This is a genomic window from Leifsonia sp. NPDC058194, from assembly GCF_042883605.1.
Lineage (GTDB): Bacteria > Actinomycetota > Actinomycetes > Actinomycetales > Microbacteriaceae > Leifsonia.
On record NZ_JBHVVL010000004.1, the window covers coordinates 173,433 to 194,162 of the forward strand.

32 protein-coding genes are annotated in these 20,730 nt (G+C 66.8%); 31 read left to right on the forward strand and 1 reads right to left on the reverse strand.

Annotated features, from left to right (window positions below; all coding sequences use genetic code 11):
- Nucleotides 1-355 precede the first annotated feature (355 nt).
- From ACFVU2_RS15685 to ACFVU2_RS15835, 31 genes are all read left to right on the forward strand, one after another.
- Nucleotides 356-1,312 (forward strand): hypothetical protein, encoded by a 957-nt coding sequence (locus ACFVU2_RS15685; RefSeq protein ID WP_387876109.1) that lies wholly within the window; start codon nucleotides 356-358, stop codon nucleotides 1,310-1,312.
- Between the two features lie 445 nt (nucleotides 1,313-1,757).
- On the forward strand, nucleotides 1,758-2,066 hold the full coding sequence (rpsJ, locus tag ACFVU2_RS15690; RefSeq protein ID WP_005050520.1) for a 30S ribosomal protein S10: 309 nt from the start codon (nucleotides 1,758-1,760) through the stop codon (nucleotides 2,064-2,066).
- An 11-nt stretch (nucleotides 2,067-2,077) separates the two neighbouring features.
- On the forward strand, nucleotides 2,078-2,737 hold the full coding sequence (gene rplC, locus ACFVU2_RS15695; RefSeq protein WP_387876111.1) for a 50S ribosomal protein L3: 660 nt from the start codon (nucleotides 2,078-2,080) through the stop codon (nucleotides 2,735-2,737).
- A 4-nt stretch (nucleotides 2,738-2,741) separates the two neighbouring features.
- Nucleotides 2,742-3,395 (forward strand): 50S ribosomal protein L4, encoded by a 654-nt coding sequence (gene rplD, locus ACFVU2_RS15700; protein ID WP_387876113.1) that lies wholly within the window; start codon nucleotides 2,742-2,744, stop codon nucleotides 3,393-3,395.
- A complete protein-coding gene (gene rplW / locus ACFVU2_RS15705; RefSeq protein ID WP_021759587.1) occupies nucleotides 3,395-3,694 on the forward strand; it encodes a 50S ribosomal protein L23 in 300 nt (99 codons plus the stop codon). Before rplD ends, rplW begins: the two co-directional genes overlap by 1 nt.
- A gap of 24 nt (nucleotides 3,695-3,718) precedes the next feature.
- Nucleotides 3,719-4,558: a 50S ribosomal protein L2 gene (gene rplB / locus ACFVU2_RS15710; RefSeq protein WP_387876115.1), complete on the forward strand. Its 840-nt coding sequence runs from the start codon at nucleotides 3,719-3,721 to the stop codon at nucleotides 4,556-4,558.
- A 12-nt stretch (nucleotides 4,559-4,570) separates the two neighbouring features.
- Nucleotides 4,571-4,852 (forward strand): 30S ribosomal protein S19, encoded by a 282-nt coding sequence (gene rpsS / locus ACFVU2_RS15715; protein WP_018191964.1) that lies wholly within the window; start codon nucleotides 4,571-4,573, stop codon nucleotides 4,850-4,852.
- 25 nt (nucleotides 4,853-4,877) lie between these two features.
- On the forward strand, nucleotides 4,878-5,270 hold the full coding sequence (rplV, locus tag ACFVU2_RS15720; protein WP_021759582.1) for a 50S ribosomal protein L22: 393 nt from the start codon (nucleotides 4,878-4,880) through the stop codon (nucleotides 5,268-5,270).
- Nucleotides 5,270-6,037: a 30S ribosomal protein S3 gene (rpsC, locus tag ACFVU2_RS15725; RefSeq protein WP_387876118.1), complete on the forward strand. Its 768-nt coding sequence runs from the start codon at nucleotides 5,270-5,272 to the stop codon at nucleotides 6,035-6,037. The genes rplV and rpsC overlap by 1 nt, the downstream gene beginning before the upstream one ends.
- A 2-nt stretch (nucleotides 6,038-6,039) precedes the next feature.
- Nucleotides 6,040-6,459, forward strand: a complete 420-nt coding sequence (rplP, locus tag ACFVU2_RS15730; RefSeq protein WP_387876121.1) for a 50S ribosomal protein L16 — start codon at nucleotides 6,040-6,042, stop codon at nucleotides 6,457-6,459.
- A complete protein-coding gene (gene rpmC / locus ACFVU2_RS15735; protein WP_387876123.1) occupies nucleotides 6,459-6,797 on the forward strand; it encodes a 50S ribosomal protein L29 in 339 nt (112 codons plus the stop codon). Before rplP ends, rpmC begins: the two co-directional genes overlap by 1 nt.
- On the forward strand, nucleotides 6,797-7,105 hold the full coding sequence (rpsQ, locus tag ACFVU2_RS15740; protein ID WP_387876125.1) for a 30S ribosomal protein S17: 309 nt from the start codon (nucleotides 6,797-6,799) through the stop codon (nucleotides 7,103-7,105). Before rpmC ends, rpsQ begins: the two co-directional genes overlap by 1 nt.
- On the forward strand, nucleotides 7,102-7,470 hold the full coding sequence (rplN, locus tag ACFVU2_RS15745; protein ID WP_021759574.1) for a 50S ribosomal protein L14: 369 nt from the start codon (nucleotides 7,102-7,104) through the stop codon (nucleotides 7,468-7,470). Before rpsQ ends, rplN begins: the two co-directional genes overlap by 4 nt.
- Nucleotides 7,471-7,473: 3 nt before the next feature.
- Nucleotides 7,474-7,833 (forward strand): 50S ribosomal protein L24, encoded by a 360-nt coding sequence (gene rplX, locus ACFVU2_RS15750; RefSeq protein ID WP_021755778.1) that lies wholly within the window; start codon nucleotides 7,474-7,476, stop codon nucleotides 7,831-7,833.
- The gene (rplE, locus tag ACFVU2_RS15755; protein ID WP_387876128.1) at nucleotides 7,833-8,420 is read left to right on the forward strand and encodes a 50S ribosomal protein L5; all 588 of its coding nucleotides are present in this window, start codon (nucleotides 7,833-7,835) and stop codon (nucleotides 8,418-8,420) included. Before rplX ends, rplE begins: the two co-directional genes overlap by 1 nt.
- A gap of 117 nt (nucleotides 8,421-8,537) precedes the next feature.
- Nucleotides 8,538-8,936, forward strand: a complete 399-nt coding sequence (rpsH, locus tag ACFVU2_RS15760; RefSeq protein ID WP_021759569.1) for a 30S ribosomal protein S8 — start codon at nucleotides 8,538-8,540, stop codon at nucleotides 8,934-8,936.
- A 6-nt stretch (nucleotides 8,937-8,942) separates the two neighbouring features.
- Nucleotides 8,943-9,479, forward strand: a complete 537-nt coding sequence (gene rplF / locus ACFVU2_RS15765) for a 50S ribosomal protein L6 (RefSeq protein ID WP_387876130.1) — start codon at nucleotides 8,943-8,945, stop codon at nucleotides 9,477-9,479.
- Between the two features lie 2 nt (nucleotides 9,480-9,481).
- The gene (rplR, locus tag ACFVU2_RS15770; RefSeq protein ID WP_021759565.1) at nucleotides 9,482-9,853 is read left to right on the forward strand and encodes a 50S ribosomal protein L18; all 372 of its coding nucleotides are present in this window, start codon (nucleotides 9,482-9,484) and stop codon (nucleotides 9,851-9,853) included.
- Nucleotides 9,850-10,557 carry a 30S ribosomal protein S5 gene (gene rpsE / locus ACFVU2_RS15775; protein ID WP_021759563.1) on the forward strand — a complete coding sequence of 236 codons (708 nt, stop codon included), beginning with the start codon at nucleotides 9,850-9,852 and terminating at the stop codon, nucleotides 10,555-10,557. Before rplR ends, rpsE begins: the two co-directional genes overlap by 4 nt.
- On the forward strand, nucleotides 10,557-10,742 hold the full coding sequence (rpmD, locus tag ACFVU2_RS15780; RefSeq protein WP_271175700.1) for a 50S ribosomal protein L30: 186 nt from the start codon (nucleotides 10,557-10,559) through the stop codon (nucleotides 10,740-10,742). The genes rpsE and rpmD overlap by 1 nt, the downstream gene beginning before the upstream one ends.
- Complete coding sequence (gene rplO / locus ACFVU2_RS15785) at nucleotides 10,742-11,422, forward strand: 50S ribosomal protein L15 (RefSeq protein WP_387876134.1); 681 nt, start codon at nucleotides 10,742-10,744, stop codon at nucleotides 11,420-11,422. The genes rpmD and rplO overlap by 1 nt, the downstream gene beginning before the upstream one ends.
- Before the next feature lie 76 nt (nucleotides 11,423-11,498).
- Entirely contained in the window at nucleotides 11,499-12,821 is a 1,323-nt protein-coding gene (gene secY, locus ACFVU2_RS15790; RefSeq protein WP_387876137.1) for a preprotein translocase subunit SecY, read from the forward strand.
- Complete coding sequence (locus tag ACFVU2_RS15795) at nucleotides 12,818-13,429, forward strand: adenylate kinase (protein ID WP_387876139.1); 612 nt, start codon at nucleotides 12,818-12,820, stop codon at nucleotides 13,427-13,429. Before secY ends, ACFVU2_RS15795 begins: the two co-directional genes overlap by 4 nt.
- Nucleotides 13,430-13,436: 7 nt before the next feature.
- Nucleotides 13,437-14,267, forward strand: coding sequence for a type I methionyl aminopeptidase (gene map, locus ACFVU2_RS15800; RefSeq protein ID WP_387876142.1), 831 nt, complete (start codon nucleotides 13,437-13,439; stop codon nucleotides 14,265-14,267).
- A 160-nt stretch (nucleotides 14,268-14,427) separates the two neighbouring features.
- Nucleotides 14,428-14,649 carry a translation initiation factor IF-1 gene (gene infA / locus ACFVU2_RS15805; protein ID WP_021759551.1) on the forward strand — a complete coding sequence of 74 codons (222 nt, stop codon included), beginning with the start codon at nucleotides 14,428-14,430 and terminating at the stop codon, nucleotides 14,647-14,649.
- 81 nt (nucleotides 14,650-14,730) lie between these two features.
- Nucleotides 14,731-14,844, forward strand: a complete 114-nt coding sequence (gene rpmJ, locus ACFVU2_RS15810; RefSeq protein ID WP_021759549.1) for a 50S ribosomal protein L36 — start codon at nucleotides 14,731-14,733, stop codon at nucleotides 14,842-14,844.
- 155 nt (nucleotides 14,845-14,999) lie between these two features.
- Entirely contained in the window at nucleotides 15,000-15,374 is a 375-nt protein-coding gene (gene rpsM, locus ACFVU2_RS15815; protein WP_025156616.1) for a 30S ribosomal protein S13, read from the forward strand.
- A 38-nt stretch (nucleotides 15,375-15,412) separates the two neighbouring features.
- Nucleotides 15,413-15,811 (forward strand): 30S ribosomal protein S11, encoded by a 399-nt coding sequence (gene rpsK / locus ACFVU2_RS15820; protein WP_018191944.1) that lies wholly within the window; start codon nucleotides 15,413-15,415, stop codon nucleotides 15,809-15,811.
- 120 nt (nucleotides 15,812-15,931) lie between these two features.
- A complete protein-coding gene (locus ACFVU2_RS15825) occupies nucleotides 15,932-16,927 on the forward strand; it encodes a DNA-directed RNA polymerase subunit alpha (protein WP_025156617.1) in 996 nt (331 codons plus the stop codon).
- A 55-nt stretch (nucleotides 16,928-16,982) separates the two neighbouring features.
- Nucleotides 16,983-17,552 (forward strand): 50S ribosomal protein L17, encoded by a 570-nt coding sequence (gene rplQ / locus ACFVU2_RS15830; RefSeq protein ID WP_387876147.1) that lies wholly within the window; start codon nucleotides 16,983-16,985, stop codon nucleotides 17,550-17,552.
- A gap of 73 nt (nucleotides 17,553-17,625) precedes the next feature.
- Nucleotides 17,626-18,669, forward strand: a complete 1,044-nt coding sequence (locus ACFVU2_RS15835) for a GNAT family N-acetyltransferase (RefSeq protein ID WP_387876150.1) — start codon at nucleotides 17,626-17,628, stop codon at nucleotides 18,667-18,669.
- Here the strand turns inward: ACFVU2_RS15835 and ACFVU2_RS15840 are convergent.
- The gene (locus tag ACFVU2_RS15840) at nucleotides 18,663-20,627 is read right to left on the reverse strand and encodes an acyltransferase family protein (RefSeq protein WP_387876152.1); all 1,965 of its coding nucleotides are present in this window, start codon (nucleotides 20,625-20,627) and stop codon (nucleotides 18,663-18,665) included. The two genes, ACFVU2_RS15835 and ACFVU2_RS15840, sit on opposite strands and share 7 nt — an antisense overlap.
- Nucleotides 20,628-20,730 lie beyond the last annotated feature (103 nt).

Here is a 20,730-nt window from a genome sequence, read left to right on the forward strand (position 1 = left end):
CAACCGGACGGATCCGTCGATGGAGGGAGACGCCTATGGCAACCACGTACCTCGCAAACCAGCCCAAGCCGCTGACCGGATCACGGACGGAGAGTTCGGACACCGCGTGAGCGGTCTTGAAACCAACTGAGCAGCGGCGCGAGGCGCTGCTGGAGCGGGGTCGGCGTATCGCCGGCCCCGCTCCCTCGTTCCCGGGCGACTGCTGCGCCTCGGTACGTCCGCCCCCGCTCGACGCAGCGCTCTCGTACCGCGACGCAGCAGTTACCGAATCGCTCCCAGGACGTCAAGCGAAGCCCCTGTCCACAGAACGCGTAAGCCGGGCCCGCGTGCCACCATCTGCCGGTAGACCGGACCGATGACGACCGACCGTACACACCTGCCTCTCGTTCTGACCCGCGAGCTGCGTGACCTGGCCGACACCCGCCACCAGCACGCACGGGCCGCCCTGTCGGGCAGTGAAGTCCGAGTCGGGAGAGGCGCGTACATCAGTCGAGGGGAGTGGGACGAACTGGGCGATCTCGATCGCTACCGCCTCCGGCTGGTCGCGTTCGCTCGGACCCGGAAACACTCGCCTCTGTTCTCGCACCAGTCGGCCGCCGTGTTGCACGGCAATCCCCTGATCGGCGCTGTCCCGGACCGCATCCATGTGACCGTCGGGAGCACGAGTGGCGGCCGCTCGGCACGCGGCGTGGTCGCGCATTCCCGCGAAGTCGGATTCGAGGACATCGTGGAGATGGACGGCCTCCGCTCCACTTCTGCCCTTCGCACGGCCATCGACCTCGCCGCAACGGCACCGCGGGCCGATGCGGTCGTAGCGGCCGACCACCTCGTCCGCAACGGTTCGCCGCGCCTGGCCTTGCTCGAAGCCTGGCTCCGCGCCCAACCGATGCGCGGTCATCGCCGGGCCCAGGAGGTGATCGCCTTCGCCGATGCGCGCGCGGAGTCGCCGCTCGAATCCGTGAGCCGAGTCAGCATGCATACCGGGGGAGTGCCGCAGCCCGCCCTCCAAGTTCCGTATTCCGACAGCGCCGGCCTGATCGGCCGCGTCGACTTCGCATGGCCGGCGCTCGGCATGGTCGGCGAGGCGGATGGCGACGCGAAGTACCTCAATGCAGATCTTCGCGGTGGCCGGTCGGCAGAGCGGGTCGTGCTCGACGAGAAGGTGGGAGAGGACCGGCTGCGAGCCCTCGGACTGCGGGTGGTGCGCTGGCGCTGGTCGACCGCGATCGACCCCACGGCCCTCGCGGGGCACCTGGCAGCTGCCGGTCTCCCGGTTGATCATCGCATCGGTTGGGGCGACTGCTGCGCCTAGGTACGATTGCCCCGCAGCGAGCGTGCGCAGACGTCCCAGAGGGCCGCAATCGACGCCGGCGGCGTGCGCGCCACGCCGTGCGACACGCCCGGGTTGCAGCATCGCTCGGGATCTGGCAAACTTGTCTAGTTCAACATTCCGGACGGCTGCGCTCACGCGCGTCTCGGCCGGATCACTGCCAGGCAGTGCATAGCCCACCGCGAGGCCTCCCAAGGCCGGCGGGCAGATGGTTAGGCCGCAGGCAGCAGGACACGCTCACATCGACCACCCTCGAGGACCAGGGGTTATCTCTGTCCTCGATTCAGGCGACACGCCCGAGCGCGGGGGTCGGAGAGTTGACAGAAGAATAGTGGCGTTCCCCAGCGATCGTCGCACCGCGTCCAATGCGAATCGGTTCCGAGAGGATCCGCCTCGTACGACGCCATAACAAGAGAGAGAGTCAGACATGGCGGGACAGAAGATCCGCATTCGGCTTAAGTCGTATGACCACGAGGTCATCGACACCTCGGCGCGCAAGATCGTCGACACGGTGACCCGTGCCGGCGCGACCGTCGTCGGCCCGGTGCCCCTTCCCACCGAGAAGAACGTGGTGTGCGTCATCCGTTCGCCCCACAAGTACAAGGACAGCCGTGAGCACTTCGAGATGCGCACGCACAAGCGGCTGATCGACATCATCGACCCGACCCCGAAGGCCGTCGACTCGCTCATGCGTCTCGACCTGCCGGCGGACGTCAACATCGAGATCAAGCTCTAAGGGGGAGTGCCATGTCCAACATCGATACCAAGACCTCCAAGGGCCTCCTCGGCAAGAAGCTCGGCATGACCCAGGTCTGGGACGAGAACAACAAGCTCATCCCCGTGACCGTCATCGAGATCACGCCGAACGTCGTGACCCAGGTCCGCACCCCCGAGGCCGACGGCTACAACGCCGTCCAGATCGCCTACGGCCAGATCGACCCCCGCAAGGTGACGAAGCCGGCCGCCGGCCACTTCGACAAGGCGGGCGTCACGCCGCGCCGTCACCTGACCGAGGTCCGCACCGCGGACGCGGCCGAGTACAGCACCGGCCAGGAGCTCACCGTCGAGGGCACGTTCGAGGCCGGCCAGTTGGTCGACGTCGTCGGCACCTCGAAGGGCAAGGGCTTCGCCGGTGTCATGAAGCGCCACAACTTCCAGGGTGTGTCTGCTTCGCACGGTGCTCACCGCAACCACCGCAAGCCGGGCTCCATCGGCGCCTCCTCGACCCCGAGCCGTGTCTTCAAGGGCATGCGCATGGCCGGTCGTATGGGTGGCGAGCGCGTCACCGTCCTGAACCTCAAGGTTCAGGCGATCGACGCCGAGAAGGGCCTGCTGCTGGTCAAGGGCGCCGTTCCCGGTGCTCGTGGCCGCATCGTTTTCGTCCGCAACGCAGTGAAGGGGGCCTAGGTTCATGGCTACCTCGATTGACGTCCTCGACCTCAACGGCAAGAAGGCCGGCTCCATCGAGCTCCCTGAGGCCCTGTTCGACGTCCAGACCAACATCCCGCTGATCCACCAGGTGGTCACCGCTCAGCTCGCCGCAGCGCGTCAGGGCACCCACAAGGTGAAGAGCCGTGGAGAGGTCTCCGGCGCCGGCCGCAAGCCGTTCAAGCAGAAGGGAACCGGTCGCGCTCGTCAGGGCTCGATCCGCGCCCCTCAGATGACCGGCGGTGGCATCGTCCACGGACCGACCCCGCGCAGCTACGCACAGCGCACCCCGAAGAAGATGATCGCCGCTGCTCTGCTCGGTGCTCTCTCGGACCGCGCCCGCGGCAGCCGCCTCCACTCCGTTCAGGCGCTCACGGCCGGCGAGACCCCCTCGACCAAGGCCGTCGTCGACCTGCTCGACGGCATCGCGACCTCGAAGCACGTCCTCGTCGTGCTCGAGCACGATGACGCCAACGGCTTCAAGAGCGTCCGCAACGTGGCCAACGTGCACGTGCTGACCTACGACCAGCTGAACGCCTACGACGTGCTGGTGAGCGACGACATCGTCTTCACCCAGGCCGCGCTCGAAGGCTTCATCGCCGCCAAGGCGCCGAAGAAGGAAGAGGTGGACGCGTAATGGCCGCCCTGAACAAGGACCCGCGCGACGTCATCATCGCCCCGGTCGTCTCTGAGAAGAGCTACGGCCTGATCGACGAGGGCAAGTACACCTTCCTCGTCGACCCGCGCTCGAACAAGACCGAGATCAAGCTCGCCATCGAGTCGATCTTCAAGGTCGAGGTCGCGTCGATCAACACCCTGAACCGTCAGGGCAAGACCCGCCGCACCAAGTTCGGTCTCGGCAAGCGCAAGGACACGAAGCGTGCGATCGTCACGCTGAAGTCCGGTTCCATCGACATCTTCACGGCCGTCGGCTGAGCGAAGGACTAGAGGAAAACAGACATGGCTATTCGCAATTACAAGCCCACGACCCCTGGTCGCCGCGGCTCCTCGGTCGCTGACTTCGCCGAGATCACCCGCTCGACGCCGGAGAAGTCCCTTCTCCGTCCCCTGTCGAAGACCGGTGGCCGTAACAACCAGGGCCGCATCACGACCCGTCACATCGGTGGTGGCCACAAGCGCCAGTACCGCGTCATCGACTTCCGTCGCAATGACAAGGACGGCGTGAACGCCAAGGTCGCTCACATCGAGTACGACCCCAACCGCACCGCTCGCATCGCACTGCTGCACTTCTTCGACGGCACCAAGCGCTACATCCTGGCGCCGCAGGGTCTGAAGCAGGGCGACGTCGTCGAGTCGGGCGCCGGTTCGGACATCAAGCCGGGCAACAACATGCCCCTTCGCAACATCCCCACCGGTACGGTCATCCACGCGATCGAGCTGAAGCCGGGCGGCGGCGCGAAGATGGCCCGTTCGGCGGGTGCCTCCGTGCGCCTCGTCGCCAAGGACGGCCCCTACGCCCAGCTGCGCCTCCCCTCGGGCGAGGTCCGCAACGTCGATGCGCGCTGCCGCGCGACCATCGGCGAGGTCGGCAACGCCGAGCAGTCGAACATCAACTGGGGCAAGGCCGGCCGCATGCGCTGGAAGGGCGTCCGCCCGACCGTCCGTGGTGTCGCGATGAACCCGATCGACCACCCGCACGGTGGTGGTGAGGGCAAGACCTCCGGTGGTCGCCACCCGGTCAGCCCGTGGGGCCAGAAGGAAGGCCGCACGCGTCACCCCAACAAGGAGAGCGACAAGCTCATCGTTCGCCGCCGCAACGCCGGCAAGAAGCGCAAGTAGGAGTTCGAGAAGATGCCACGCAGTCTCAAGAAGGGCCCCTTCGTCGACGAGCACCTGTTTCGCAAGGTGGTCGCCGCGAACGAGGCCAACAGCAAGAACGTGATCAAGACCTGGTCGCGCCGCTCGATGATCGTCCCGGCCATGCTGGGTCACACCATCGCGGTGCACGACGGTCGCAAGCACATCCCGGTGTTCGTCACCGAGACCATGGTCGGTCACAAGCTCGGCGAGTTCGCGCCGACTCGTACCTTCCGCGGTCACGTGAAGGACGACAAGAAGGGTCGCCGCCGCTAACGCGGAGGCGAAAAGGAGGAGAGAAATGGTGGAGTCGATCGCACGCGTGCGACACATCCGCGTCACCCCCATGAAGGCCCGCCGCGTCGTCAACCTGATCCGCGGCAAGCAGGCTCAGGAGGCCCTGGCCATCCTGAAGTTCGCGCCGCAGAGCGCGAGCGAGCCGGTGTACAAGCTGGTCGCCTCGGCTATCGCCAACGCGCGGGTCAAGGCCGACCAGTCGAACACCTACCTGGACGAGCAGGACCTCTACGTGAGCCGCGCCTTCGTGGACGAGGGCACCACCCTCAAGCGGTTCCAGCCGCGAGCACAGGGTCGGGCCTTCCGCATCAACAAGCGCACCAGCCACATCACGATCGTCCTCGCGACGCCGGATGAGGTCGAGGACGCCAAGGCTACGAAGAAGGCGAGCAACTAATGGGTCAGAAAGTCAACCCGTACGGCTTCCGTCTGGGAATCACCACCGACCACGTGTCGCGTTGGTTCTCCGACAGCACCAAGAAGGGTCAGCGTTACAGCGACTACCTTGCTGAGGACGTCAAGATCCGCACGCTGCTGAAGACGTCGCTCGACCGCGCCGGCGTGTCCCGCATCGAGATCGAGCGCACCCGCGACCGCGTCCGCGTCGACATCCACACCGCCCGTCCGGGCATCGTGATCGGTCGTCGTGGCGCCGAGGCCGAGCGCATCCGCGCCGACCTCGAGAAGCTCTCGGGCAAGCAGATCCAGCTGAACATCCTCGAGGTCAAGAACCCCGAGGCCGACGCTCAGCTCGTCGCTCAGGGCATCGCCGAGCAGCTCGCCGCCCGCGTGGCCTTCCGCCGCGCGATGCGCAAGGGCCTGCAGGGTGCTCAGCGCGCCGGCGCCAAGGGCGTCCGCATCCAGGTGTCGGGCCGTCTCGGTGGCGCCGAGATGAGCCGCTCCGAGTTCTACCGCGAGGGTCGTGTGCCGCTGCACACGCTCCGCGCCAACATCGACTACGGCTTCTACGAGGCCAAGACCACCTTCGGTCGCATCGGTGTCAAGGTGTGGATCTACAAGGGCGACATCACGAACAAGGAACTCGCTCGCGAGCAGGCGAACGCCAAGCCGTCGCGCGAGCGCAACGACCGTCCGCGTCGCGGTGGCCGGAGCAACGCTCCCGCCACGGAGACCGCGCCGGCCGCAGCAGGAGTTGAGGCATAACCATGTTGATCCCACGTAGAGTCAAGCACCGCAAGCAGCACCACCCCGGCCGTAGCGGCCAGGCGACCGGTGGCACGAAGGTCTCCTTCGGCGAGTTCGGCATCCAGGCCCTGACGCCCGCTTATGTGACCAACCGTCAGATCGAGTCCGCTCGTATCGCCATGACGCGTCACATCAAGCGCGGCGGCAAGGTGTGGATCAACATCTACCCCGACCGTCCGCTCACCAAGAAGCCGGCCGAGACCCGAATGGGTTCCGGTAAGGGTTCGCCCGAGTGGTGGGTCGCGAACGTCAAGCCGGGCCGCGTCCTGTTCGAGGTCTCGGGTGTTCCCGAGGACCTCGCCCGTGAGGCGATGACCCGTGCAATTCACAAGCTGCCCCTCAAGGCACGCATCATCAAGCGCGAGGAGGGCGACGCGTAATGGCGATCGGTTCCAAGGAGCTCGCCTCGAGCGAGCTCGACACTTTCGAAGACGAGCGTCTCGTCGACGAGCTGAAGAAGGCCAAGGAAGAGCTGTTCAACCTGCGCTTCCAGTCGGCGACCGGACAGCTCGAGAGCCACGGCCGCCTGCGTGCCGTGAAGCGCGACATCGCTCGCATCTACACGGTCATCCGCGAGCGCGAGCTCGGCATCCGCGCCACCCCGGCTCCGGCCGAGGTCGCTGACGCGAAGGCCACCAAGAAGAGCACAGCGAAGGCGAAGAAGGAGGCCCCCGTGGCCGCCGACACCGCCGAGAACGAGACTGAGGAGGCCAAGTAATGGCTGAGTCCGCCAAGGCCGCCAAGGCCGAGGAGACGGTGGCCGACGAGGCCCTCGTCCGCGGGTACCGCAAGGCCCGCCGTGGTTACGTCACCAGCGACAAGATGGACAAGACCATCACCGTCGAGGTCGAAGACCGCGTGAAGCACCCCCTGTACGGCAAGGTCCTCCGCCGCACCTCCAAGGTGAAGGCGCACGATGAGAACAACTCCGCCGGCATCGGCGACCTGGTCCTCATCAACGAGACCCGCCCCCTGAGCGCCAGCAAGCGGTGGCGCCTGGTTGAGATTCTGGAGAAGGCCAAGTGATTCAGCAGGAATCCCGACTCAAGGTCGCCGACAACACGGGTGCCAAGGAGCTCCTCACCATCCGTGTTCTCGGCGGTTCGAGCCGTCGCTACGCCGGCCTGGGTGACGTCATCGTCGCCACGGTCAAGGACGCGATCCCCGGCGGCAACGTCAAGAAGGGCGACGTCGTCAAGGCGGTCGTCGTCCGCGTGCGGAAGAACACCCGCCGTCCGGACGGCTCCTACATCAAGTTCGACGAGAACGCCGCCGTCATTCTGAAGAACGACGGCGACCCCCGTGGAACCCGCATCTTCGGACCGGTCGGTCGCGAACTCCGCGACAAGAAGTTCATGAAGATCATCTCGCTCGCTCCGGAGGTGCTGTAAGCCATGGCGAACATCAAGAAGGGCGACCTCGTCGAGGTCATCACGGGCCGTTCGCAGGCCCGCGGTGGCGACCGCGGCAAGCAGGGTCGTGTCATCGAGGTCCTGGTCGAGAAGAACCGCGTGATCGTCGAGGGCGTCAACTTCGTCACCAAGCACGTGCGCGTCGGCCAGACGCAGCGTGGCACGAAGACCGGCGGCATCGAGACCCACGAGGCCTCGATCCACGTCTCGAACGTGGCGCTGGTCGACCCCGAGACCAAGAAGCCGACCCGCGTCGGCTTCCGCACCGAGACCGTAACGAAGGACGGCGTCACCAAGACGGTCCGCGTCCGTTACGCCAAGAAGTCTGGTAAGGACCTGTAATGACGGACACTGCAACCGCTGCTGGCAAAATCCAGCCGCGCCTGAAGCAGAAGTACAAGAACGAGATCTCCAAGCAGCTGCTCGGCGACTTCGGTTTCACCAACGTGCACCAGGTGCCCGGTCTGGTGAAGATCGTCGTCAACATGGGTGTCGGCGAGGCGGCTCGTGACGGCAAGGTCATCGATGGTGCGGTCGCAGACCTCACCCTCATCACCGGCCAGAAGCCTCAGGTCACCAAGGCCCGCAAGTCCATCGCGCAGTTCAAGCTGCGCGAGGGTCAGCCGATCGGCGCGCACGTAACGCTGCGCGGCGACCGCATGTGGGAGTTCCTGGACCGTCTGCTCTCGCTCGCCCTGCCCCGTATCCGCGACTTCCGCGGTCTCTCGGACAAGCAGTTCGACGGCAACGGCAACTACACGTTCGGTCTCACGGAGCAGTCGATGTTCCACGAGATCAACCAGGACCGGATCGACCGCGTCCGCGGTATGGACATCACGGTCGTGACCACCGCCAAGAACGACGAGGAGGGTCGCGCGCTTCTGAAGCAGCTCGGCTTCCCCTTCCGTTCGGCCGAGACGGCGAACTAGCGAAAAGCTAGTAGCCTTGTCTCTTTGTGGGCCGGCCGTCCCGGCCGGCCCACTTCCACCACAGGTCGTCAGTCGTGTAACGGCTGAACGAAACCTGGTGTACGAAGGAAAACCGCAATGACAATGACAGATCCGGTCGCAGACATGCTGACCAGACTGCGCAACGCGAACTCGGCTCACCACGACACCGTGTCGATGCCGCACTCGAAGCTCAAGGCCCACATCGCCGAGATCCTCACCACCGAGGGCTACATCTCCGGCTGGGACATCGCTGACGCCCGCGTCGGCAAGACCCTGACCCTGCAGCTCAAGTTCGGCCCGAACCGCGAGCGTTCCATCGCCGGTATCAAGCGCGTCTCGAAGCCCGGCCTTCGCGTCTACGCGAAGTCCACTGAGCTCCCCAAGGTGCTCGGCGGGCTCGGCGTCGCCATCCTGTCCACCTCCTCCGGCCTTCTGACGGACCGCGAGGCTGAGAAGAAGGGCGTGGGTGGGGAAGTCCTCGCCTACGTGTGGTAACCCGCCATGTCGCGTATTGGAAGACTGCCCATCGACGTCCCCGCGGGCGTTGATGTGAAGATCGACGGCCAGGCCGTCACCGTCAAGGGGCCGAAGGGCGAGCTCAGCCTCACCGTCGCCACCCCGATCGAGGTCAAGCTCGAGGAGGGCCAGGTCCTGGTCACCCGTCCGGACGACGAGCGCGCTTCGCGTTCGCTCCACGGCCTGACCCGCACCCTGATCAACAACAACATCATCGGCGTCACCGAGGGTTACTCCAAGGGCCTCGAGATCGTCGGCACCGGCTACCGCGTCGCGCAGAAGGGTGCGGCGGTCGAGTTCGCGCTCGGCTTCTCGCACCCGGTGACGGTCGAGCCGCCGGTCGGCATCACGTTCACGGTCGAGGGCAACAACAAGCTCACCGTGGCCGGCATCGACAAGCAGGCCGTCGGTGAGGTCGCCGCCAACATCCGCAAGATCCGCAAGCCCGAGCCCTACAAGGGCAAGGGTGTGCGCTACGCCGGCGAGGTCGTGCGTCGCAAGGCCGGAAAGGCTGGTAAGTAATCATGGCTCTGGGTACCAGAGGAAAGAGCAAGGCGGCCGCTCGCGACCGTCGTCACACCCGCCTTCGCAAGAAGATCGAGGGTACCGCGGCTCGTCCGCGCCTGGTCGTGACGCGTTCCGCTCGCCACGTCTTCGTCCAGATCGTCGACGACGCGCAGGGTCACACCCTCGCGTCCGCGTCGACCATGGAGCAGGACCTGCGCGGCTTCGACGGCGACAAGACCGCCAAGGCCCGCAAGGTCGGTGAGCTCGTCGCCGAGCGCGCGAAGAGCGCCGGTGTCGAGGCCGTCGTGTTCGACCGTGGTGGCAGCAAGTACGCGGGTCGCGTCGCGGCTGTCGCCGAGGGAGCTCGAGAGGGTGGATTGAACCTGTGAGCGACGAAAACAACAAGGAGCAGACCGTGGCAGAGCAGGCCGTGGAGACCGCGCAGCCGGTCGAGACCGCAGCCTCGACCAAGAACTCGAACGAGCGTGAGCCTCGTCGAGGTGGCCGGGAGCGCAACCCGAACCGCGACCGCGGGAGCCGCGACGCGGACAAGAGCCAGTTCCTGGAGCGCGTTGTGACCATCAACCGCGTGTCGAAGGTCGTCAAGGGTGGTCGTCGCTTCAGCTTCACCGCTCTCGTCGTCGTCGGCGACGGGAACGGTCTGGTCGGCGTCGGCTACGGCAAGGCTCGCGAGGTTCCGCTCGCGATCTCGAAGGGTGTCGAGGAGGCGAAGAAGAACTTCTTCCGCGTCCCGCGCGTCGGCAGCACCATCCCGCACCCCGTGCAGGGTGAGGCCGCCGCTGGTGTGGTCCTCCTCCGTCCGGCCGCCGCCGGTACCGGTGTCATCGCCGGTGGTCCGGTCCGCGCCGTCCTGGAGTGCGCCGGAATCCACGACGTTCTCAGCAAGTCGCTCGGCTCGTCGAACACGATCAACATCGTCCACGCGACGGTGGAGGCCCTCAAGCAGCTCGAAGAGCCGCGTGCGGTCGCCGCGCGTCGTGGTCTGGACTACGACCGTGTCGCGCCCGAGAAGCTGCTGCAGATCGAGGCCCGTGCGGCTGAGGCCGCCGCTACCGCGAAGGCAGGTGCCTGATGGCTGCGCGTCTGAAGATCACGCAGATCAAGTCGAAAGTGAGCGAGAAGCAGTACCAGCGCGACACGCTGCGCAGTCTGGGACTGAAGCGCATCGGTGACGTCGTGGTTCGCGAGGACAACTCGCAGAACCGCGGTTACGTCAACACCGTCGCTCACCTGGTGAAGGTCGAGGAGATTGACTAATGGCTGACGACAAGCCGAAGAACGAGGCTGCCGAGAAGCCGGCCGCCAAGAAGCCCGCGACCACCAAGGCCGCGACCACCAAGGCTGCCGCCGACAAGCCGGCCGCCGCGAAGAAGGCTCCGGCCAAGGCTCCGGCGAAGGCCGCTGCCGACAAGGCCGCTGCCGCCACGAGCGACGACACCGTCGCCGCCAAGCCCGCCGCGAAGAAGGCCGTGCCCAAGAAGGATGTCGCGGCCCCCCGCGAGCAGGTCCTGAAGGTGCACCACCTCCGCCCGGCAGCCGGATCCAAGAAGGACAAGACCCGCGTCGGACGCGGTGAAGGTTCCAAGGGTAAGACGGCCGGTCGCGGTACCAAGGGTACGAAGGCCCGCTACCAGGTCCGCCCCGGATTCCAGGGTGGCCAGCTTCCGTTCCACATGCGGACGCCGAAGCTGCGCGGTTTCAAGAACCCGTTCCGCGTCGAGTACCAGGTCGTGAACCTGGAGAAGCTCGCCGAGCTCTACCCGTCGGGCGGTGACGTCACCGTCGCCGACCTGGTCGCGAAGGGTGCGGTCCGCAAGAACGAGAAGGTCAAGGTTCTCGGTAACGGGGACATTGCGGTTAAGCTGAACGTTGCGGTCGACAAGGTCTCCGGCTCTGCTGAGCAGAAGATCGTCGCCGCTGGTGGCTCCATCAAGTAACCACCCGTAAAGCAGCGCAGTCGGGTGGCCGGGAGATCGGCCACCCGACTGACTCTTACAGGAAGCAGGACGCACTTTGTTTAGCGCCGTCGCGCGGATCTTCCGCACCCCGGACCTCCGCCGGAAGATCGCTTTCACCTTGGGCATCATCGCCCTGTTCCGGCTGGGATCGTTCATCCCCGCGCCGTTCGTCGACTTCGGCAACGTGCAGACCTGCCTGAACGCGAACCAGGACACCTCGGGTCTCTACTCGCTGGTGAACCTGTTCTCCGGTGGTGCGCTCCTCCAACTCTCGGTCTTCGCGCTCGGCATCATGCCGTACATCACCGCGTCGATCATCGTGCAGCTCCTGCGCGTGGTCATCCCGCGCTTCGAGACCCTCTACAAGGAGGGTCAGGCCGGTCAGGCCAAGCTGACGCAGTACACGCGCTACCTCACGATCGCGCTGGGCGTCCTCCAGTCGACCACCCTCATCACCGTCGCCCGCTCCGGCGCACTCTTCGGCACCACCGCCGTGTCGCAGTGCACCCAGCTCATCACGGACGACTCGTGGTACGCGATCATGCTCATGGTCATCACCATGACCGCCGGCACCGGCCTCATCATGTGGATGGGCGAGCTCGTCACCGAGCGCGGCATCGGCAACGGCATGTCGCTCCTCATCTTCACCTCGATCGCCGCGCAGTTCCCGAACTCGCTCTGGGCGATCGCCCAGTCGCAGGGCGTCGAGATCCTGCTGGTCGTGCTCGCGATCGGGCTCCTGATCGTGATGGCCGTCGTGTTCGTCGAACAGTCGCAGCGGCGCATTCCCGTCCAGTACGCGAAACGCATGGTCGGCAGGCGGACGTACGGCGGCAACAACACGTACATCCCGATCAAGGTGAACATGGCCGGCGTCGTGCCCGTCATCTTCGCGTCGTCGCTGCTGTATCTGCCCGCCCTGATCGCGCAGTTCAATCAGCCGGCCGCGGGCAAGGCACCGGCGCCCTGGGTCACCTGGATCACGAACTACCTGACCAAGGGCGATCACCCGCTCTACATGCTCCTGTACTTCCTCCTCATCGTGGGCTTCACGTACTTCTACGTGGCGATCACCTTCAACCCTGAGGAGGTCGCGGACAACATGAAGAAGTACGGCGGCTTCATCCCCGGCATCCGTGCCGGGCGTCCGACCGCCGAGTACCTCGACTACGTGCTCACCCGCGTGACGCTGCCCGGCTCGATCTACCTGGGTCTGATCGCACTGATACCGCTCGCCGCATTCGCGCTGATCGGGGCGAGTCAGAACTTCATGTTCGGCGGCACGTCCATCCTGATCATCGTCGGTGTCGGTCTGGAGACGGTCAAGCAGATCGACTCGCAACTGCAGCAGCGACACTACGAAGGGCTTCTGCGTTGACCCGTCTACTGATCGTCGGACCTCCCGGAGCGGGCAAGGGCACTCAGGCCTCCCGCATCACCACCGTGTACGGGATCCCCGACATCTCGACGGGCGACATCTTCCGAGCGAACATCAAGAACGAGACGCCGCTCGGCAAGCAGGTCAAGGCCATCGTCGACGCGGGCGACTACGTTCCGGACAGCCTCACGAACCAGCTGGTCACCGACCGGCTGGCCGAGGACGACGCGGCGAACGGATTCCTCCTCGACGGATACCCGCGGACGCTGGCCCAGGTCGACTACCTGGACGAGATGCTCGCGGCGCAGGGGCAGAAGCTCGACGCGGTCATCCAGCTCGTCGCAGACCAGGACGAGATCGTCGCCCGTCTGACAAAGCGGGCACTCGAGCAGGGACGCGCCGACGACTCCGAGGAGGCGATCCGGCACCGCCAGGACGTCTACCTGCGTGAGACGTCCCCGCTGGTCGACGTGTACAGCCAGCGCGGCCTCTTGATCGAGGTCGACGGGCTGGGCGAGATCGACGAGGTCGCCGAGCGCGTGCGCACGGCTCTCGCGGCGCGCGGCATCGAGCCGGTCGTCGGCACCGCCGGCGAGTCGGTCGCGTAGCGTTCCGATGGTCTTCAAGCGGTCGATCTACAAGTCGCCCGCCCAGCTCCGCCTGATGGTGGCGCCGGGCCGGGCGACGTCCGCGTCTCTGGACGCCGTCGCCGGGGTCGTCGCGGCAGGCGTGACCACCCTCGAGCTGGACGCCGTCGCCGAGCAGGCCATCGAGGCGGCCGGCGGCAAACCCAACTTCAAGCTCGAACAGGGCTACCACCACACGATCTGCGCCTCCGTCAACGACGAGATCGTCCACGGCATCCCGGGGGCGCGCGTGCTGCAGCCCGGTGACATCGTGTCGATCGACAGCGGTGCCATCCTCGACGGGTGGAACGGCGACTCGGCACGGACGTTCGTGGTTCCGGACCCTGCGCGCCCGGAGGTCGTCGCCCAGCGGCAGACGCTCTCCGACGTGACCGAGCAGTCCCTCTGGCACGGCATCGCCCGTCTGGCGAGTGCGCGCCACTTGAACGAGGTCGGCGAGGCGGTCGAGGACTACATCATGTCGCAGGGCGACTACGGCATCCTCACCGACTACATCGGACACGGCATCGGGCGGCGCATGCACGAGGAGCCGCCGGTGTTCAACTACCGGGTGCGCGCGAAGGGCCCCGAGGTCAGGCCGGGACTGGTCGTCGCGATCGAGCCCATGGTGGTGCTCGGCGACCAGGAGACCTACGTGAAGGACGACGGCTGGACCGTCGCGACGGAGGACGGCTCGGCCGCCGCGCACTGGGAGCACAGCGTCGCCGTGCACGCCGGGGGCATCTGGGTGCTCACCGCCTCGGACGGCGGCGCAGCAGGGCTCGCGCCGTTCGGCATCACGCCGACGCCTCTCGCCTAGGATGCGTTCGCTCTCAGCGGGTGCAGATGATAGCCCAGAGTTGGCGAATCGGGTGAACATCCCATAAGATTGATCCTTGGTGTCTTGGGCACGTTTTTTGCATGCCTGACTCCATTCAACGCACGACCAGCAAACCACTACTTTTAGCGACAGTGAGGCTATGGCCAAAAAAGACGGTGTCATCGAGATCGAAGGATCTGTTGTCGAAGCGCTGCCCAACGCGATGTTCCGTGTTGAGCTGACCAACGGCCACAAGGTTCTTGCCCACATCTCCGGCAAGATGCGTCAGCACTACATCCGTATCCTCCCCGAGGACCGCGTGATCGTGGAGCTGAGCCCCTACGATCTGACCCGCGGCCGGATCGTCTACCGCTACAAGTAAAGGTCTGCTGTAAGTAACGGCCCCACCATCGGGTAGCCCCTGGTGAGGTACGAGGACAGCGAACAAAGGTAAAGAAACACTATGAAGGTCAAGCCTTCCGTCAAGAAGATCTGCGACAAGTGCAAGGTCATCCGTCGTAACGGACGGGTCATGGTCATCTGCGAGAACCCGCGCCACAAGCAGCGCCAGGGTTGATCGCAGCTCGCGCAGTCGAGCAGTGCCCATAACTGAAGAATGAACACAGGCGATCCCAGATCCTGCGCCGCACGGCGGCGCGGGGGACACCCTCGGAGGAGGCCGGGGCACCGGGATCGCTGCAGACCTCCACTCATCACAGGAGAAGCCAACACATGGCACGTCTAGCAGGCGTCGACATCCCGCGCGAGAAGCGCGTGGAGGTCGCACTCACCTACATCTACGGCGTCGGGCGCACGCGTGCGCTCAAGACGCTCGCCGAGACCGAGATCTCGGGCGACATCCGCGTCAAGGACCTGACCGACGAGCAGCTCGTCGCACTCCGCGACTACATCGAGGGCAACTTCAAGGTCGAGGGCGATCTCCGCCGCGAGGTCGCCGCCGACATCCGCCGCAAGGTCGAGATCGGCAGCTACGAGGGTATCCGCCACCGCAAGGGCCTCCCGGTCCGCGGCCAGCGCACCAAGACGAACGCTCGTACCCGCAAGGGCCCGAAGCGCACCGTGGCCGGCAAGAAGAAGGCGCGCTAAGGCCCGCGGCCCGAAGCTCTTAGGATTCAGGAGAAAAAATGGCAGCACCCAAGTCGGCCGCTCGCAAGCCGCGCAAAAAGGAAAAGAAGAACATCGCTGTGGGCCAGGCCCACATCAAGAGCACGTTCAACAACACGATCGTCTCGATCACCGACACCACCGGTGCGGTCATCAGCTGGGCCTCGTCCGGCGGCGTCGGGTTCAAGGGCTCGCGCAAGTCGACCCCGTTCGCCGCGCAGCTGGCAGCCGAGTCGGCCGCCCGCCAGGCGCAGGAGCACGGGATGAAGAAGGTCGACGTCTTCGTCAAGGGCCCGGGCTCGGGACGCGAGACGGCGATCCGCTCGCTCCAGGCCGCTGGCCTCGAGGTGGGCTCGATCAACGACGTCACCCCGCAGGCGCACAACGGTTGCCGCCCGCCCAAGCGTCGCCGCGTCTAGTTCTCTTCACGTCGCCCGTCAGGCGGCGGTCCACCCGGGCCGCCGCCTGTCGGCGTGACGAACCCCACCTCACTCAACGCAAGTGTCATATAGCGGACACTTAGCCGAAAGGAATCAACAGTGCTCATTGCACAGCGTCCTACGCTCACCGAAGAGAACATCTCCGAGTTCCGTTCGCGGTTCGTCATCGAGCCCCTGGAGCCCGGCTTCGGCTACACCCTCGGCAACTCGCTTCGCCGCACCCTGCTGTCGTCCATCCCCGGTGCCGCTGTCACCAGCATCCGCATCGACGGTGTGCTGCACGAGTTCAGCACCGTCCCGGGTGTGAAGGAAGACGTCACCGAGATCATCCTGAACATCAAGGGTCTCGTGGTGTCGAGCGAGCACGACGAGCCGATCACCGCCTACCTCCGCAAGACGGGCGCCGGTCAGGTCACCGCGGCCGACATCTCGGCTCCGGCGGGCGTGGAGATCCACAACCCCGAGCTGGTCATCGCGACACTCAACGACAAGGCGAAGTTCGAGGTCGAGCTCACCATCGAGCGCGGCCGCGGCTACGTGTCGGCCCAGCAGAACCGCAACGAGTACAGCGAGGCGGGCCAGATCCCGATCGACTCGATCTACTCCCCGGTCCTGAAGGTCACCTACCGCGTCGAGGCCACCCGCGCCGGCGAGCGCACCGACTTCGACCGCCTCGTGGTCGACGTCGAGAGCAAGCCCGCGATCACCCCGCGCGACGCGATCGCATCGGCCGGCCGCACGCTGGTCGAGCTGTTCGGTCTGGCGCGCGAGCTCAACAGCGCCGCCGAGGGCATCGAGATCGGCCCCGCGCCGGTCGACCAGGTCCTCAGCTCCGAGCTCTCCATGCCGATCGAGGACCTCGACCTGTCGGTCCGTTCGTACAACTGCCTCAAGCGCGAGGGCATCAACACCGTGAGCGAGCTGGTCTCGCTGTCGGAGACGCAGCTCATGAACATCCGCAACTTCGGTCAGAAGTCGGTGGATGAGGTCAAGGACAAGCTGACGGAGATGGGCCTGTCGCTGAAGGACTCGGTTCCCGGGTTCGACGGTGCCCACTTCTACAGCGGGTACGAAGAGGACGAGACCACCATCTGAGGCCTCGTCGTTCCCGACAAGCCTTTCGACTTTTCACAACTGGAGATAACCGATCATGCCTAAGCCCACCAAGGGCCCCCGCCTCGGAGGCGGTCCCGCGCACGAGCGCCTCATGCTCGCCAACCTGGCTGCCGCGCTGTTCACGCACAAGAGCATCAAGACCACCGAGACCAAGGCCAAGCGCCTGCGTCCCTACGCCGAGCGTCTCATCACGTTCGCGAAGCGCGGCGACCTGCACGCGCGTCGTCGCGTGCTCGCCGTGATCGGCGACAAGTCCGTGGTCCACGAGCTCTTCACCGAGATCGCGCCGCTGGTCGCCGAGCGTGAGGGCGGCTACACCCGCATCACGAAGCTCGGTTACCGCAAGGGTGACAACGCGCCCATGGCGCAGATCGAGCTCGTGCTCGAGCCCGTCACCCCCAAGGCGAAGCCGGCCAAGGCTGCGAAGACCGCTGCTCCCAAGGCCGCTCCGGCCGAGGAGGAGGCCCCGGTCGAGGAGACCGCGGCTGACGCCGCCGCCGAGGAGACCGCGGCCGCTGAGGCCGAGGTCGTCGAGGAGACGACCGGCGACGCCGAGGTCAGCGCCGAGGACACCACCGCCGAGGCGGAGGCCGAGAAGGCGTAAGTCTCTCGCATCCTGTACGGAAGACCCCGCATCCCTCTGGGAGGCGGGGTCTTCCGCTTTGTAGGCTGACGGAATGCAGCAGAACGAGCAGTCCCTGCCTCCGCTGAGCGAACGCGTGTCCGCTCCGCCGACGTATTCGCCGCGGCATCCCCTGATCGCCCGCTGGCGCCCGGCGACGCTCGACGACGTCGACGCGGTCTGGGAGGTCATGAAGGCGATCGACGCCCTCGATCACCCGAACTACATCACCACGCGCGAGGAGGTCGCCGAAGACCTCGGTTACAGCTTCGTCGACCTCAAGCGGGATTCGCTGGTCGGCGTGGCGGAGGACGGCCGCCTCGCGGCGGTGGGGCTCGTGGTCGAACCTCCGAGGAAGCAGACGCTGGTGCGCGAGTTCTTGAACGGCGGCGTCCACCCGGACTTCGCGGGGCGGGGGATCGGGCGAGAGCTGCTCGCCTGGCAGATCTCGCGCGGCGAGCAGAAGCTGGCCGACTCGAGCGAGCGTCTCCCGGGGTGGTTGGTCGGATACGCGGACGAGCGAGCGCCGCGGCGGGAGCAGCTGCTGCGGGCGGGCGGCCTCGAACCTGTCCGCTACTTCCTCGGTCTCGAGCGCGATCTCGCGCAGCCCGTGCCGACGGTGGAGCCGGCGGAGGGCGTGCGCATCCAGCCATACACGCCCGATCTGTCGGAGGCGGTGCACCGGGCTCGTGACGCCTCCTTCGCCGACCACTGGGGCAGTCAGCCCATGAGCGACGAGCAGTGGGAGGCGTTCCTCGACGGGACGTTCCGTGCAGACCTGTCGTTCGTCGCGCTCGCGCCGGGGGACGAGGGCGTCGAGGTCGCCGGGTTCGTCCTGAGCCAGGTCAACGAGGAGGACTGGACGAGCCAGGGCTTCACGGGCGCGTACGTGGCGGCCCTCGGCACGGTCCGCGCTCACCGAGGCCGCCGGATCGCACCCGCGCTCCTCTCCGCGACACTCGCCGCCTGTGTCGGTTACGGCTGGGAGAAGGTCACCCTCGACGTGGACGCGGAGAATCCGACGGGCGCACTCGGCCTCTACACGCGCCTCGGCTTCGAGACGGCGACGCGGGAGACGGGTCTGGTCCGGGCCTACTGAGGGCGCGGGCCGGCCTGGTCCCACGGGTTCGCGGGCCGGACCGTGGAGTGCTCGGCGAGGGTGTGCAGAGCATCGCCGAGCGCTTGCGCGTAGAGGAGTCCTCCACGATGCCCGGGATGGATCTGGTCGTCGGCGAGCAGGTCGAGATGCCCGGAGATCGTCCGCTTCCAGTCGGCGACGACGACGCGGCCGGGATGGGCGGTCGCGAAGGCGTCGAGCGTGCCGTTGACCCCGTCCGTCCAGCTGCGCGGCGCCTGGACGTTCACGAGCACGAGCTGCCGCCGTGGACCGATCGCATCCAGCACGCCCTCGAGCGTGTCGCGCGAGATCGAGCCGTTGGTGCCGAGGCCGAGGACCACGACGTCGCGCAGCCCGCCGGCGGCGACCGCCCCGGCGATCATCTCCGGCGCCTTGCTCATCTGCCGGGAGACCACCGCGTCGACGGCGATGCCGGGGTAGGTCTCCTGAAGCGCGGGCGCGGAGGCGAGCATCACCGAGTCGCCGAAGGCCGAGATGTCGGGGCCCGTGGCGATCGGGTGCGGGTCGGGCGGGATGCGCAGCGGTGACGAAGACGACGGAGGCGCCGTGGGTGTGCCGCCCTGCGCGGAGCCGTTCAGCGAGGCGGCCCCCTGTTCGATGAGCCGCTGGGCACCGGTCGCAACAGGGGCCACGATCATCGCGGCCACGGTCGCGGCGGTGAGAAGCCCGGCGATCGTCGCGCCCGTGATCCCGGCGATGCGGAGAGGCTGCGAGGCGCGCATCCGGACGCGGGCACGGCGCAGCGCGCCCAGGAGTCCGTGCGTGCGGATCGGCTGTTCCAGATAGCGGTACGACAGGAACGCCGCCGCCGCGGTGACCGCGAGGGAGCCGGCGCCCACGAGGAGGGCGGCGACCGGTTCGTTCTCGTCCGGGACGAACGCGCAGGCGAGGACGAACACCGGCCAGTGCCAGAGGTAGAGTCCGTACGACCGGGCGCCGATGAAGCGCAACGGTCCCAGGTCGAGGGTGCGGCCGAGGGAGGAGCGGGGGACGATCGCCGCCCAGATCGCGACGGCGCTGAGCAGGCTGACGACCACGAGGCCGCCGCGATAGGTGAAGGCGGCGTCGGCGTCCATGGCGTAGGCGCACACGACCAGGCCCAGGACGGCGAGAGCGCCGAGGGAGGGAAGAGCGCGCCGCACGAACGCCTGGAGCGCGCTCTCGCCGGCGTCGAGATCCAGGGGACGCATCCGCACCGCGAGGAGGGCGAGGGCCGCTCCGAGAGCCAGGCCGAAGCTGTGGGTGTCCGAGCCGAAGTAGACCCGCGTCGGGTCCTCGCCGGGGACGTAGAGGACGGCCATCCAGATGGCCGACGCGGCGGCGGAGGCCAGGACGATGGCGAATCGCGCCCACCACGGGCGGAGGAACGCGAGTGCGAGCAGGATCAGCGGCCAGACCAGGTAGAACTGCTCTTCGACCGCGAGCGACCAGAGATTGCGGAAGAGTTCCGGCGCGCCTTGCGCGAAGTAGCTGGAGTCCGCCGCGATCGAGAGCCAGTTGGCGCTGAAGGTGAAGGCGCCGAGGATCTGCCGCGGGAGACCGACCAGCACGTCGCCGCCGAGGACCAGGGCGACGCTCGAGCACACGATGACGAGCACGGCGATGGCGGGGAGGAGTCGCCTGGCTCTCCGGATCCAGAACCGTCGCAGATCGATGCGCCCGCTCCCGCGCCGTTCGCGCACCAGCAGGCTCGTGATCAGGAAGCCGCTGATCACGAAGAACACGTCGACGCCGATGAATCCGCCGGGCAGCACACCGGGGAACAGGTGGTAGACGAGCACCACGGCGACCGCGAACGCGCGCAGGCCGTCCAGTCCGGCATAGCGGACCGGGGCCGAACCGGAACGGCCGGAGACGGGCGCCGCTGTGGGCTGGACGACCACGGCGGGCTGGACGGTGAGGAGAGGCAAGGCGATCACAGAGGCGGTCGAGAGGCGGGTGCGGGTGAGTCCGTGCCGGTGCAGGCACGGAAGCGCCCACGATAGCAATCGCGCCTGACAGTCGGCTCATGCGGGCGGGCGC

Bases quoted from the DNA above. Each gene is read 5' to 3' on its own strand.
- ACFVU2_RS15685 (WP_387876109.1), top strand. From the start codon at position 356: ATGACGACCGACCGTACACACCTGCCTCTCGTTCTGACCCGCGAGCTG.
- rpsJ (WP_005050520.1), top strand. From the start codon at position 1,758: ATGGCGGGACAGAAGATCCGCATTCGGCTTAAGTCGTATGACCACGAG.
- rplC (WP_387876111.1), top strand. From the start codon at position 2,078: ATGTCCAACATCGATACCAAGACCTCCAAGGGCCTCCTCGGCAAGAAG.
- rplD (WP_387876113.1), top strand. From the start codon at position 2,742: ATGGCTACCTCGATTGACGTCCTCGACCTCAACGGCAAGAAGGCCGGC.
- rplW (WP_021759587.1), top strand. From the start codon at position 3,395: ATGGCCGCCCTGAACAAGGACCCGCGCGACGTCATCATCGCCCCGGTC.
- rplB (WP_387876115.1), top strand. From the start codon at position 3,719: ATGGCTATTCGCAATTACAAGCCCACGACCCCTGGTCGCCGCGGCTCC.
- rpsS (WP_018191964.1), top strand. From the start codon at position 4,571: ATGCCACGCAGTCTCAAGAAGGGCCCCTTCGTCGACGAGCACCTGTTT.
- rplV (WP_021759582.1), top strand. From the start codon at position 4,878: ATGGTGGAGTCGATCGCACGCGTGCGACACATCCGCGTCACCCCCATG.
- rpsC (WP_387876118.1), top strand. From the start codon at position 5,270: ATGGGTCAGAAAGTCAACCCGTACGGCTTCCGTCTGGGAATCACCACC.
- rplP (WP_387876121.1), top strand. From the start codon at position 6,040: ATGTTGATCCCACGTAGAGTCAAGCACCGCAAGCAGCACCACCCCGGC.
- rpmC (WP_387876123.1), top strand. From the start codon at position 6,459: ATGGCGATCGGTTCCAAGGAGCTCGCCTCGAGCGAGCTCGACACTTTC.
- rpsQ (WP_387876125.1), top strand. From the start codon at position 6,797: ATGGCTGAGTCCGCCAAGGCCGCCAAGGCCGAGGAGACGGTGGCCGAC.
- rplX (WP_021755778.1), top strand. From the start codon at position 7,474: ATGGCGAACATCAAGAAGGGCGACCTCGTCGAGGTCATCACGGGCCGT.
- rplE (WP_387876128.1), top strand. From the start codon at position 7,833: ATGACGGACACTGCAACCGCTGCTGGCAAAATCCAGCCGCGCCTGAAG.
- rpsH (WP_021759569.1), top strand. From the start codon at position 8,538: ATGACAATGACAGATCCGGTCGCAGACATGCTGACCAGACTGCGCAAC.
- rplF (WP_387876130.1), top strand. From the start codon at position 8,943: ATGTCGCGTATTGGAAGACTGCCCATCGACGTCCCCGCGGGCGTTGAT.
- rplR (WP_021759565.1), top strand. From the start codon at position 9,482: ATGGCTCTGGGTACCAGAGGAAAGAGCAAGGCGGCCGCTCGCGACCGT.
- rpmD (WP_271175700.1), top strand. From the start codon at position 10,557: ATGGCTGCGCGTCTGAAGATCACGCAGATCAAGTCGAAAGTGAGCGAG.
- rplO (WP_387876134.1), top strand. From the start codon at position 10,742: ATGGCTGACGACAAGCCGAAGAACGAGGCTGCCGAGAAGCCGGCCGCC.
- map (WP_387876142.1), top strand. From the start codon at position 13,437: ATGGTCTTCAAGCGGTCGATCTACAAGTCGCCCGCCCAGCTCCGCCTG.
- infA (WP_021759551.1), top strand. From the start codon at position 14,428: ATGGCCAAAAAAGACGGTGTCATCGAGATCGAAGGATCTGTTGTCGAA.
- rpmJ (WP_021759549.1), top strand. From the start codon at position 14,731: ATGAAGGTCAAGCCTTCCGTCAAGAAGATCTGCGACAAGTGCAAGGTC.
- rpsM (WP_025156616.1), top strand. From the start codon at position 15,000: ATGGCACGTCTAGCAGGCGTCGACATCCCGCGCGAGAAGCGCGTGGAG.
- rpsK (WP_018191944.1), top strand. From the start codon at position 15,413: ATGGCAGCACCCAAGTCGGCCGCTCGCAAGCCGCGCAAAAAGGAAAAG.
- rplQ (WP_387876147.1), top strand. From the start codon at position 16,983: ATGCCTAAGCCCACCAAGGGCCCCCGCCTCGGAGGCGGTCCCGCGCAC.
- ACFVU2_RS15835 (WP_387876150.1), top strand. From the start codon at position 17,626: ATGCAGCAGAACGAGCAGTCCCTGCCTCCGCTGAGCGAACGCGTGTCC.